The 12,097-nt window shown below is 58.7% G+C and carries 8 protein-coding genes; 4 read left to right on the forward strand and 4 right to left on the reverse strand.

The features are described from left to right. Nucleotides 1-93 precede the first annotated feature (93 nt). A complete protein-coding gene (locus MUN80_RS10780; protein WP_244723552.1) occupies nt 94-3,048 on the reverse strand; it encodes a serine hydrolase domain-containing protein in 2,955 nt (984 codons plus the stop codon). A 284-nt stretch (nt 3,049-3,332) separates the two neighbouring features. On the opposite strand from MUN80_RS10780, the gene mutL reads away from it, so the two are divergent. Genes mutL through MUN80_RS10795 form a run of 3 tightly spaced genes read left to right on the forward strand, consistent with a single transcriptional unit; the run spans nt 3,333 to nt 6,995 of the window. Continuing rightward, nucleotides 3,333-5,288 carry a DNA mismatch repair endonuclease MutL gene (mutL, locus tag MUN80_RS10785; RefSeq protein ID WP_244723555.1) on the forward strand — a complete coding sequence of 652 codons (1,956 nt, stop codon included), beginning with the start codon at nt 3,333-3,335 and terminating at the stop codon, nt 5,286-5,288. A gap of 21 nt (nt 5,289-5,309) precedes the next feature. Continuing rightward, on the forward strand, nt 5,310-6,092 hold the full coding sequence (locus MUN80_RS10790; protein WP_244723558.1) for a rhomboid family intramembrane serine protease: 783 nt from the start codon (nt 5,310-5,312) through the stop codon (nt 6,090-6,092). Between the two features lie 15 nt (nt 6,093-6,107). Then, nucleotides 6,108-6,995, forward strand: coding sequence for a rhomboid family intramembrane serine protease (locus tag MUN80_RS10795; RefSeq protein WP_244723561.1), 888 nt, complete (start codon nt 6,108-6,110; stop codon nt 6,993-6,995). A gap of 76 nt (nt 6,996-7,071) precedes the next feature. On the opposite strand, the gene MUN80_RS10800 is transcribed toward MUN80_RS10795, so the two are convergent. The 3 genes from MUN80_RS10800 to tilS form a co-directional block, all read right to left on the reverse strand. Further along, entirely contained in the window at nt 7,072-7,770 is a 699-nt protein-coding gene (locus tag MUN80_RS10800) for a DNA alkylation repair protein (protein ID WP_244723563.1), read from the reverse strand. A 94-nt stretch (nt 7,771-7,864) separates the two neighbouring features. Beyond that, entirely contained in the window at nt 7,865-8,806 is a 942-nt protein-coding gene (gene mdh / locus MUN80_RS10805) for a malate dehydrogenase (protein WP_244723566.1), read from the reverse strand. Nucleotides 8,807-8,906: 100 nt separating this feature from the next. Further along, nucleotides 8,907-10,235, reverse strand: coding sequence for a tRNA lysidine(34) synthetase TilS (gene tilS, locus MUN80_RS10810; protein ID WP_244723569.1), 1,329 nt, complete (start codon nt 10,233-10,235; stop codon nt 8,907-8,909). A gap of 114 nt (nt 10,236-10,349) precedes the next feature. Between tilS and MUN80_RS10815 the strand changes: the two genes are divergently transcribed. After that, entirely contained in the window at nt 10,350-12,047 is a 1,698-nt protein-coding gene (locus MUN80_RS10815) for an OstA-like protein (RefSeq protein WP_244723586.1), read from the forward strand. Nucleotides 12,048-12,097: the final 50 nt, after the last annotated feature.

The raw sequence follows: 12,097 nt of genomic DNA on the forward strand, positions 1-12,097 counted from the left end.
GGAGGGCTAGAAACAAAATCGGCGGCAAGTCGCCCAGAGGAGCGCCTCACCGCCGATTGCGGAGTCAAAGAAACAGAAATGTCAGGCAACAGATCATGTCTTTTGCAAAGACTTGTAAATAACGTCGTGGATGCGCGTGCGGATGTTGTACTGGCGCAATTTGTTGTTGCCACCGTCGGGGTACACCCGATTGGAAAGAAAGATGTAGAGGATTTTGTTTTCGGGGTCCATCCACACGCAGGTGCCCGTGAAGCCGGTGTGCCCAAAGGTGCTGGCTGGCGACAGGTTGGACGTGGGCCCTTCGGGCTTCTCAGGGTTGCCGTGGTCCCAGCCCAGGCCGCGCTTATTGCCCGCTACCTGGGGCCGGGAGAATTCAGTCACTACTGGGGTCTGGAAGTAGCGCTGCCCGCCGTAGCGGCCGTTTTGCAAGTCCATCTGCATCAGGATGGCCAAGTCGTTGGCATTGGCAAACAAGCCCGCATGGCCCGCTACGCCGCCTAGTAAGGCAGCGGCTTGGTCGTGCACGGTGCCCTGAAGCTGGGTTTTGCGGAAATACGTGTCGTTTTCGGTGGGGGCAATGCAGGACTTGGGGAAACGCTCCAGCGGATTATACGTCATGGAGGTTAGCCCCAGCGGCTTATAGAACGTCTTGTCCAGGAAATCGTCGATGGGGCCACCCAACACCTTTTCGCTTAAGCGCTTGAGGATCATAAAGCTCAGGTCGCTGTACTCAATCGGGTACTTGCCCTTCACTTTGGGTAGCATGCTGCTGCGCACAATCCAGGTCCAGACCGAGTCATCCACGGCCTTGGTGCTGAAGGTGCCAGGTGCCACTTCATTCGGAAACTCTTCGGAGCGGGTGCTGGCGTAGAAAGTTGGCTTCAGGCCGTTTTTGCCCACGGTCCGCTCCCAGGTAGGAATGCCGGGCTTCAGACCCGCCTGGTGCAGGAGCACGTCGCGCACGGTCATGTCCTTCTTGTTCGAGCTCTTGAGCTCCGGCAGATAGTCGGCTACTTTGGCGTCGAGGTTGAGCTTGCCCTGGTCCTTGAGGTACATCACGGCCTGCAGCGTACCGGCCACTTTGGTTACTGAAGCCAGGTCATACAGCGTGCTGCTTTCCACCGGCTGGCTTTTGTCGTAGGTGCAGTAGCCGTAGCTTTTGTCGAACACCACGGCGCCGTCCTTGGCCACTAGCACCTGGCAGCCGGGCGCCGCAGCGTAGGCCACCGATTCCAGGGCAATGTTGTCGATCTGGCTCAGGATGCGCGAATCCAAACCCTCACTTTCGGGTGTGGCATAGCGCAGGCGACGGAAGTCGGGCGTGGGCAAACCCTGGCCCGCCTTCAGGGCCGGCGACACCGTGACGGGCAAACGGCCTTTGGCCGGCAGAGCGCCAAACAAAACCTGGGGCACTACTAGCTGCGACGGGTAGTTGTCTTCGTAGCCGCACACCAGGTTGCGGACCTCTTCCACGTGCTTCAGGGCGTAAGCATTGCCCATTACCACTACCACGGTTTTGAGTTTGGGGTCGGCCTGGATTTCCTTCAAAAACTTGAGGGCACCTTCGCCAATGCCGTAGTTGTGGGCCGGCGTGTTGTTCATGCCGTGCAGACTCACCACCACCACGTTGTAAGGCGTCAGGCGCGTCTTGATGCGGGCAAAGGTCGAGTCGACGGCGTACCGGTTAGGCACCGAGTATACCGGGCCACTCTGGTACTTGTTCATAATAGTGCCGAACGTACTGCCCGTGGCGGCACCAATCGTGACAGTGGCAATGCGCAGCGTATCGAGGCGGTGGAAGGGCAGCAGGTCGTCCTCATTTTTTACCACCGTTACGGCGTGCTCATAAATCTGCTGCTGCACCGTGCGGCTCAGTGGGCGGCTTAGGTTGGCGGCCAGGTTAGGAATATCGACGGGCTGGTAACGGTTCAGGCCGGCCCAGTACTTACCGCGCAGGATTTTACGGACTCGCAAATCAATTTCTTCCTGGCTGATTTTGCCGGCCGCCACGGCTTCACGAATCCGCTGCAGCGCCACGGGTACATCTTCCGAAAACAGCAGCACGTCGTTGCCGGCCAGCAAAGCCAGAGCATCCAGCTCACCGGGCTTATAGAGGTTGGCAACGCTCTTCATATTGAGCGCGTCGGTGAAAACCAGGCCTTTGTAGCCCATTTTCTCCTTCAGCATGCCCGTCACTAGGTTATGGGAAATAGTAGCCGATACCGACTGCACCGTGTCGAACAGGGGCATGTACAAGTGGCCCACCATTACGCCCATTACCCCCGATTGAAACGCCTGCTGAAAGGGGTACAGATCCACATTAGTCAGGCGGGCCAGGTCGGAGTTGATAACTGGCAGGGCAACGTGAGAGTCCACATCGGTGTCGCCGTGACCGGGGAAATGCTTCACGACGGCCATTACGCCGTGGTCCTGCAGGCCGCGGATGTAGGATACGCCGCGCTTGGCTACCTGCTCTTTGTTTTCCCCGAAGGAACGGTTGCCGATAACCGGATTGTCGGGGTTGGAGTTGACATCGATAACCGGCGAAAAGCTTACGTGCACGCCCAACGTCTTGAGCTTGAGGGCAATTTCGCGGCCCATCTGGTACACGTACTGGTCGTCGTCCATGGCGCCCAGCGTCATCTGCTTGGCAAAGTGCATGGAGGAGTCCAGACGCATATCCAGGCCCCATTCGGCGTCCATGGCAATGAGCAGGGGCACTTTAGCTTCAGCCTGGTAACGGTTGGTCAGCAAGGCCTGCCGCTTGGGGCCGCCCTGTAGAAACATCAGCCCGCCGATGCCATAGGTTTTTACCAGCTCGTCGATGCGCGCTACGTGCTTTTTGTCCTTGTTGGAGTACGCCGCCACCATAAACAGCTGCCCCAGGCGCTGGTCGGGAGTGAGGGTGGCAAATACGCTGTCGACCCAGGTTTGCTCGGCCGCCGACATGGGCCGTACGTCCTTGTCTTTGGGGGCCGCCGACGAGATGATTAGACCCGTAACGGCCAGGATAACCAGTAAGAGACTAATCCGAAATTCCTTGAGCATTGACTCCCGTGGTAGCGTCGTAAAGTTGAATCTGAGCGGAAATAGCCCTACTTTTGTGTACTTCCGAAAGGAAAATCGTGCCAGGGATTCGGCCACTTTTGGTGGCTTTCAGCTCCCTGTTTTCCTTTCTTCTAACGCGCCCAAACGGAGAACCGTATGGCGTGGCGCACACAAAAGTTGGCCGCAAACTTACGGATAAAATTCCGAGGTCGGACGTTTTCTGGCATCTGGTTCCCGTAGTAAGCGTTGCTAACCAATTCAGTATCACCTTCAGTTCCCGGTCGATGGCGGATGTAATTCAGTTGCTCCCCGAATACCTTGCCAACCAGATTGCGGCAGGGGAGGTGGTCCAGCGTCCGGCGTCGGTAGTCAAAGAGCTACTCGAAAACGCCGTCGACGCCAAGGCCACGCAGGTGCAGCTTATTGTGAAAGAAGCGGGCAAACAGCTCGTGCAGGTGGTCGACAATGGGGCGGGCATGTCGCCGACGGATGCGCGCATGAGCCTGGAGCGGCACGCTACGAGCAAGATTCGCACTACCGAAGACTTGTTTAAAATTCGGACCCTGGGCTTTCGCGGCGAGGCCCTAGCTTCCATTGCGGCCGTGGCCCAGGTGGAGCTGCGCACCAAGCAGCGCGACCAGGACACCGGCACGCTCTTGCTCATCGAGGGCTCCCAGGTGATGAGCCAGCAGCCCGTGGCTTGCCCCGACGGCACTAGCATCAGCGTCAAGAACCTGTTCTACAACGTGCCGGCCCGGCGCAATTTTCTTAAGACCAACGCGGTGGAGATGCGCCACATCCTGGACGAGTTTCAGCACGTGGCCTTGTCGAACCCGCAGATTTCCTTTTCGCTCTACCAAAACGACCTGGAAGTCTTCAACCTGCCGGCCGGCCGCCTCAGCCAGCGCATCGTGGCTTTGCTCGGCAACGGCTATAAAGAGCAACTCGCCCACTGCGAGGAAGTCACGCCCTTTATTTCGGTGAAAGGCTACATCGGCAAGCCCGAGTCGGCCAAGAAAAGCCGGGGCGACCAGTTTTTCTTCGTCAACAACCGCTTTATCCGCTCGGCCTACCTCAACCACGCCGTGCTGGCCGCCTACGAAGGCCTCTTGCCCAAGGATACCCACCCGTTCTACGTGCTGTTTCTGGAACTCGACCCCAAGGCCATCGACATCAACGTGCACCCCACGAAGACGGAAATCAAGTTTGAGGACGAGAAAACCGTGTACGCCATTGTGCGGGCCGCCGTGAAGCAATCCTTGGGTATTCACAACATGGCCCCGTCGCTGGACTTCGAGGGCGACGTGAATTTTGCCCCCATTCAGCCCCTGCGGGCCTCGCCCAATGCCAACCCGTTTGGCGACGACTACCGCCCCGATGCTCTGGCTTCGGCCGCGGCCCGGGCTGCGGCTCCCGCGCCCAAGGAAGGCAGCAAAAGCGGCGGCAGTGAACGAGCGTTGCCCCAGCGCCCCACCGAGCAAGCCAAGCGCGAACTGGAGGCTTTCTACAAGTCGCTGGGCCAAACCATCGTGCCCGATTTGCCGGAAGCCGACACGCCGGCGGCCGTGGAGAAATTCGAAAAGGCCACCAATCCGCTGGTGATTTCGAACCCGATACCGGCCAAAGAAGCCGCGCCCGAGCTGCCCTTGCCCGAGCAAACCGCCGGACCGGGCAACCGTGTGGTCCAGATCAACCAACAGTATCTGGTGGTGCCGGTGAAGTCGGGGATGATGCTGATTGACCAGGTGGCGGCCCGGGAGCGGATACTTTACGAGCAGTACGCTCAGGCCTTGGAACGGCAGAGTGGCAGCTCCCAGACCCTGCTGTTTCCGCGCACCGTCACCTTCACGCCCCAGGACTTTGCCATTCTGCGCGAAGTCTCGGCTGCTTTGCACGACTTGGGCTTCCGCTTCAACGAGTTCGGACCCAATACCATTGCCGTGGAAGGCATTCCGGCCGACGTGGCCAACCGTGACGAGCGGGAGTTGCTGGAGGGCCTGATTGAGCAGTTCCGCAATCATTCCGGCCCCGTGCGCCTCGACCGGCGCGAGCAGCTGGTACGGGCCCTGGCCCGCCGCCTGGCCACCAGCAGCGACAATGCCCGGTTGTCGGACGTGGAAATGACGGCCCTAGTCGACCGGCTGTTTGCCTGCTCCGTGCCCAGTTATACCCCTGACGGTCGGCGGACCCTGGTACTGATGGAGGTCAACCAGCTACAGGACCTTTTCCGTAAACCCTGATTTGGCCTCTATTTTCCCTGCATGTTCAATCTTACTCCGACAGTTCGGATACTGCTCTTCCTCAATATCGGTGTCTTCATTCTGCAGAGTCAGATACCGGCGGTGAACATGATGGCCTTGTACCCCATCGGTTCCTCGCACTTTCAGCCCTGGCAATTCGTGTCGTACATGTTCATGCACGGCGGCTGGGGGCACATTCTTTCCAACATGTTCGGCCTGATTTCCTTCGGGCCGCTGCTGGAGCAGCGCTGGGGCGGCAACCGGTTTCTGACCTTCTGGATGATTTGCGGCATCGGGGCCGGCGTGCTCTATTCAGGGGTGCGCCACTATGAAATAAGCCGCATGCGCCAGGACATCGAGACCTTTCGCCAGGAACCGACGGATGTCAACTTGCAGGATTTTGTGGACCGTAGCCTACCCGATTATAAAGGTGCCTATGAGCCCGTCGTGCAGCAGCTGCACAAAACGCCCGACGACCCCCAACTGATTCAGGGTGCGCTGAACTCGATGGAGCAACTGCTTGCGGCCGGCCTTAACTCCCCGATGCTGGGCGCGTCAGGGGCGTTGTTTGGGCTGCTGTTCGCCTTTGCCTACCTGTTTCCGAACACGGAGCTCATGCTGCTGTTCTTTCCCTTTCCGATCAAGGCCAAATACTTTGTGGGCCTTTACGCGTTGTATGAGCTCTACAATGGCGTACACCGGACCCCAGGCGACAATGTGGCGCACTTCGCCCACTTGGGCGGATTGTTGATTGGGTTTATTGTGTTAAAATTCTGGGAGCGGGGTCGGACCCGCTTCTACTAGCTTGTTGAGCCCACCATGAGTATTGTCAACGATATCCGTACTGCTTTCAGCCGGCGCGACAATGCGTTGAATCAGCTGCTGCTGATCAACGTGCTGGTATTCGTGGCCTTCATTCTGCTGCGGACAGTTATGTTTCTGCTGACCGGGGGCAAGAATGGCCATCTGCCGGTGCTGGAGTGGCTGGCCGTGCCCTCGGTGCCGGGTACGCTGCTCACCCGCCCCTGGACGATGCTGACGTACAGCTTCATCCACTTCGATTTCTTCCACATCCTGTTCAACCTGCTGAACCTGTACTGGTTTGGCGCCCTGGTGCGGGAGTACCTCGGCGACCGGCGCCTAGTGAGTCTGTACGTGCTTGGGGCCCTGTGCGGGGCAGCGCTGTACGTGCTGGCTCTGAACCTGGTTCCGGCCCTGCGCGGTGGTCCCGCTATTTTATATGGCGCCTCCGCCAGCGTCACAGCCATCATCGTGGCCGCCGCTACGCTCATGCCCGACTACACCTTCAGCATCATTCTGTTGGGGCCCGTGCGCATCAAGTACATAGCCGCCGTGGTGGTTATCTTGTCCATTGCCGGCATTAATGGCGGCAACGCGGGCGGCATGCTGGCCCATTTGGGCGGGGCGCTGCTGGGCTTTGTGTTTATCAAGCAGCTACAGGCCGGCCGGGACCTGGGCCGTCCGGTGCAGGCCGTCGGCGACTTTGTGGGCAACTTGGTATCGGCTAGGCCTCGCACGAGCACGACGCATGGCCGCGCCACCGAGGCCTCCCAGGCTAAGAGAGGCCCGCTCAACCACCCCGAGCAGGACGAAATCGACCTGATTCTGGACAAGATTTCCCGCTCCGGCTACGAAAGCCTCTCCAAAGACGAAAAGCAGAAATTGTTTAAAGCTAGCCAGAAGTAAAGCCACTTAGGGTCCGTTTTTCGCTGAGTTTATTGCAGCAGTAAAAAGCCCCGCCAATGCAAATCGGCGGGGCTTTTTACTGCTGCATGTAGTGTTGCCGGCGGTTCGGAGGAAGCTTTTCCAGGGCGTAGCGCAGCATTGTGCGGGGCATCTGCCGGGTGTGGTCAGCCAAGAATTCTTCCAGCGCGTCCTCGTTGCGCTTGCCCACTTCGCGCAGCATCCAGCCAGTAGCTTTGTGAATCAGGTCGTGGGGATGGGAGAGGAGCTGCTCAGCCACGCCAAACGTATCAGCAAACTGGTTTTGGCGAATCAGGGCTAGCGTCGAAACAATGCTCATGCGCTGGCTCCATAAGTGCTCCTCAGCGGCCAGCGCGTAGAGCAGCGTGCGGTCCTTGTCCAGCAGATACGTGCCAATGAGCAGCGGGCAGGTAATATCCACTAAGTTCCAGTTGTTTACGCGCCGCCGGTTGCGCAGGTAAGCCTCGTGAATGGCCGTGCGGCCGCTCGGACCAGCTTTCTGAAATTGCAGCGTCCAGATAATCAGAGCGGTTTGGCGGAGCTCATGCCAGGGACTGGCCAGCAGCATTTCTACTTCGGCCATTGGCAGTTGCCGAAACTCCCGCGCCACTGCCCGCTGCTGAGGTAGGGTAAGGCCCAGAAACTGGTCACCTTCGCCGTATTCGCCGGGGCCCGTTTTGAAAAACCGCCGCAGTAGGACGGCCCGTTCGGGGTTGGCCAGCTGAGTCAGCGCTGTTTCAAGTCGGACGGCAGTCATAAGTAAGCAAAAACAATAGTAGAAAGTAAATATAAAAAAAGCGGCCGTCCTGCCAAGGCAGAACGGCCGCTTCTCTAAGCGCACTAAACTAGAACTAAGCGTTAGCCTTGCTCATGTTGTCCAAGGCGTCCATTACTTCTTTCACGTGGCCGCGCGAGGTTTCGAGCAGGGCTTTTTCCTCGTCGTTGAGCTGGAGCTCAATAACTTTCTCGATGCCGTTTTTGCCCAGGATAACCGGAGCGCCCAGGTACACGCCATTGATGCCATATTCGCCCTGCAGCTCGATGCAGACGGGGAATACGCGGCGCTGGTCACGCACGATGGCCTCTACCATCTGAGCCGCCGCGGCGCCGGGAGCATACCAGGCCGAAGTACCCATCAGCTTCACCAGCTCGCCACCACCTACAGCGGTGCGCTGCACAATGGCGTCCAGCTCTTCTTTGCCAATCAGCTCAGTTACGGGAATACCGCCTACGGTCGTGTAGCGGGGCAGGGGCACCATCGTGTCGCCGTGGCCGCCCATGAGTACGGCCTGAATGTCTTTGGGGCTCATGTTCAGGGCCTCAGCCAGGAAGGCACGGTAGCGGGCCGTGTCCAGGATGCCAGCCATGCCGAACACCTTTTCGCGGGGCAGGCCCGAGGTCAGGTGCGCTTGGTAGGTCATCACGTCCAGCGGGTTCGATACCACGATGATGATGGCGTTGGGCGAGTATTTCACCACCTGCTCGGTTACCGATTTGACGATGCCGGCGTTGGTCGAAATCAGGTCGTCGCGGCTCATACCGGGCTTGCGGGGCAGGCCCGAGGTAATTACCACTACTTCCGAGTTAGCCGTGCGGCTGTAGTCGTTGGTAACACCTACCGTACGGGTGTCGTAACCGATAACGGGAGCCTTTTGCCAGATATCCAGTGCTTTGCCTTCGGCAAAGCCTTCTTTAATGTCAACCAGAACTACTTCGTTGGCGATTTCGCGGGTGGCTAATACGTCGGCGCAGGTAGCGCCCACGTTGCCAGCCCCAACTACGGTAACTTTCATTGGGTAAGGGTTGGGTGTGAGAATTGTATTCGCAGTCGTAAAAGTAAGCGAAAACCCGTAGCGGCCTAGAACAAGTTACGGGAACGATACCGGTCCAAAATTACATACGGCGCACTGTGAGCACCCGCTGGGTTTCCTCGGTGAGTTTAAACCGCTCGTCGGGGCGGAAACCGATAACCCAGGCAATCTTCTGGTCGGCCGTGACGAGCACGCGCACGTCGTCCTTAAGGTTGAGGGGCACCTTCTGGTCGATAAGAAAGTCGCTGAGCTTCTTTTTGCCCTTCATGCCGATGGGCATAAACCAGTCGCCTTCCTGCCAGCGCCGCACCGTGAGCGGGAAACTCAGCTTGTCGGCATCCAGGGCGGCTACTTGTTTGCTGCGGGGCACTTCCTGACCGGCACCTTCCGTCAGCTCGGCCCGTAGGTTGAGGCCCTCGGCTTTGAGTTCGGTTTGGCCGGCCTGCAGCTGGTAGGTGCCGAATTTGGTCAGGTTGCGGGGCTTAATCACCAGCTGCTCTCGGTCCTTGACCAACGTGTGGGTCGGCGACTCAAACCGCCGCCCCGACTCGCCTTTGAAGGCGGCCACAATGTCTTTTACTACTAGGTAAGAAAAGCCGAAGGGCTTGAGCAGCTCGTGTAATACCAGGATGGTAGCGGCCGTGCGCTGCAGGGTTGGGATGTTCAGGTAGGTTACCTCATCCTCGTCGCGGCGGCTCTGGGCCTGGGTTTCCTCTACGTAGCGGCGCAGGATTTCCTCGGCCCCGCCCACCCGCTCGGCCGTAATTTGCAGGGTCTGGTCGAGGTTGGGGTTGATGTCGCGCAGCACGGGCAGCACGTCGTGGCGCAGGCGGTTGCGTTGGTAGAGCGTGCTGTCATTGGAGGCATCCTCGCGCCAGATCAGCCGGTTTTCCACGAGGTAATCATACAAATCTTCCTTTCCCATGCTCAGTAGGGGCCGGATAACGCGGCCGTTTTTGGCCTTGATGCCGTGCAAACCGGCCAGGCCGGTACCGTGGGTCAGGTTGAGCAGCATGGTTTCCGCCGCGTCGCGCTGGTGGTGGGCCGTGGCAATGTAGTCGAGCTGCTGGGTCTGGCGAATCCGCTCAAACCAGGCGTAGCGCAGGGTGCGGGCTGCCATCTGGGTTGAAATTCCTTCCTGGGCAGCAAACTCCTTGGTCTGGAAGAACTCGGCGAAGTAGGGCACTTCGTACTTTTTAGCCAGCTTGCGCACAAATTCCTCGTCGGCGTCGGCCTCTTCGCCACGCAGCCCGAAGTGGCAGTGGGCAATGGCAAACTTGATGTCGAGGCGGTGCAGCACGTCGGCCAGCACCACCGAATCCATGCCGCCGCTGACGGCTACCAGGAGGTAGTCGGTGGCGGGGTTGAAAAGCCCCTGTTCTGTAATAAACTGACGGACACGCTCAAGCATAGAAAAACTGATCTAAAGAAGGCAACGGTGGGCACTAGCCTGCAAAGATGGGCGTTACCAGCGGGCCTTCCGTACCTTTGTCCCGAAATGCGTTTTATAAAGTTTCTTTTTCTGTTGCTTCTCGCCGGTCTGCCGGCTTTCAGCCAGGCCCAGCAGCGCCCGAGGCCGGCTACTCCGCCCACGCCGACGCCCGGTCAGCGCATTGAGCTGCTACCCGGCACCCAACGGCTGGTGGGCGGCACCTTCAACGGCGTCGAAATCCGCAAGCTAATTGGCAACGTGAGCTTCAAGCAGGGTACTACGCTGCTTTTCTGCGACTCGGCCTACCAGTACCTGGAGAAAAACGCGCTGGAAGCCTTCAGCAACGTGCGCATCATCCAGAACGACACCATTACCATTACCGGCGACCATGCCACCTACGACGGCGACACCCGCAAGGCCCGCATGACCGGCAACGTGGTGATGCGCGACCCGCGCATGACGCTGACCACGACGGTACTCGACTACGACCTGAACAAAAACCTGGCGTACTACAGCACTGGTGGCCACCTCGTCGACCCGGAAAATACGCTCGACAGTCAGTTTGGCTACTACAATACGACCTCGAAGGTTTTCAGCTTCAAGCGCAACGTAAAGCTGGTGACCAAGGAAAATACCATTGATACTGATACGCTGCAGTACAACACCTTATCCAAGGTTGCCTACTTCTTCGGACCTACCCGCATTACCGGCAAGCAGGGTAACCTCTACGCCGAAAACGGTACCTACAACACCATTACCAAGGTTTCCAACTTCCAGCGCAACGCCAAGATTGAAACCCCAAACTACCTGCTCGGCGGCGACAAACTCGTGTACGACGAGGTGCGCCAGTACGGTGTAGCTACCGGCCACGTCTCGATGACCTCCAAAAAGGACAACATCGTGCTGCGTGGTGATGTGGGCAAGTACTGGCGGGGCCTAGGCCGCACCAAGGTGTACGGCAGCAGCCCGGTGATGCGCAACATCTCCGACGGTGACACGCTTTATATGTCGGCCGATACGCTGGTGAGCGTGGAAGGGCGCCCGCCCAAAAATGCGGCCGGCGTGCTGTATGCCTATCCCAAGGTAAAAATCTTCCGCAAGGACCTACAGGGCCGCTGCGACTCGCTGACCTACGACCGGGGCGACTCGATTATCTACCTCAACAAGCGCCCAGTGCTGTGGTCGGATAACAACCAGCTTACGGCCGACAGCATGGAAATCCGGCAGCGGCGCAAGAAGATTGACCAGATGCGGCTGTACGCCAACTCATTCATCATCGGTCAAGACACGATTCTGAACTACAACCAGGTCAAAGGCCGCAACATGGTGGCTTACTTCGTTGACAACAAAATAAAAAAAGTGGATGTGCTTGGCAACGCCGAGAGCCTCTACTATGCTCTTGAGGGGGATACGGCCGTTACGGGCCTCAACAAAGCCGTCAGTGCCAACATGGCCCTGCGCTTCGCCGACAATAAGCTCCAGACGATTTCCTTTCTGACCAATCCCGACGCTAGCTTTATTCCGCCCCACGAGCTCAAGCCCGAGGATGAAAAGCTCAAGGGCTTCACCTGGCGGGCCACGGAACGCCCCACCCGGCGCGCGGTGTTAGGCAAGCACTTCCCGCTGCCAGTGAAAGCCAAGCCCAAAACCAAGTCTAAGGCCAAACCGGCCGTCAAAACTAAGTCCAAATCCGCTCCGAAGGCGAAAACTATACCCGCCAAAACTGCTCCGAAGCCAGCCGTTCGGCCCGCGCCCAAGCCCCAGGCTCCCGCCGCGCGGGTCGGCCGATAAGCCCGGCTTGGCTGCACCTTTGATTCGGCTTCGCAATCCGCTACCTTTGT

Source organism: Hymenobacter cellulosivorans (assembly GCF_022919135.1).
In the GTDB taxonomy this organism is placed as follows: Bacteria; Bacteroidota; Bacteroidia; order Cytophagales; family Hymenobacteraceae; genus Hymenobacter; species Hymenobacter cellulosivorans.

Excerpts from the sequence above, each read along its gene's own strand:
- tilS (WP_244723569.1), bottom strand. The coding sequence starts at position 10,235 with ATGCTTGAGCGTGTCCGTCAGTTTATTACAGAACAGGGGCTTTTCAAC.
- MUN80_RS10780 (WP_244723552.1), bottom strand. The coding sequence starts at position 3,048 with ATGCTCAAGGAATTTCGGATTAGTCTCTTACTGGTTATCCTGGCCGTT.
- mdh (WP_244723566.1), bottom strand. The coding sequence starts at position 8,806 with ATGAAAGTTACCGTAGTTGGGGCTGGCAACGTGGGCGCTACCTGCGCC.
- MUN80_RS10800 (WP_244723563.1), bottom strand. The coding sequence starts at position 7,770 with ATGACTGCCGTCCGACTTGAAACAGCGCTGACTCAGCTGGCCAACCCC.
- MUN80_RS10790 (WP_244723558.1), top strand. The coding sequence starts at position 5,310 with ATGTTCAATCTTACTCCGACAGTTCGGATACTGCTCTTCCTCAATATC.
- MUN80_RS10795 (WP_244723561.1), top strand. The coding sequence starts at position 6,108 with ATGAGTATTGTCAACGATATCCGTACTGCTTTCAGCCGGCGCGACAAT.
- mutL (WP_244723555.1), top strand. The coding sequence starts at position 3,333 with ATGGCGGATGTAATTCAGTTGCTCCCCGAATACCTTGCCAACCAGATT.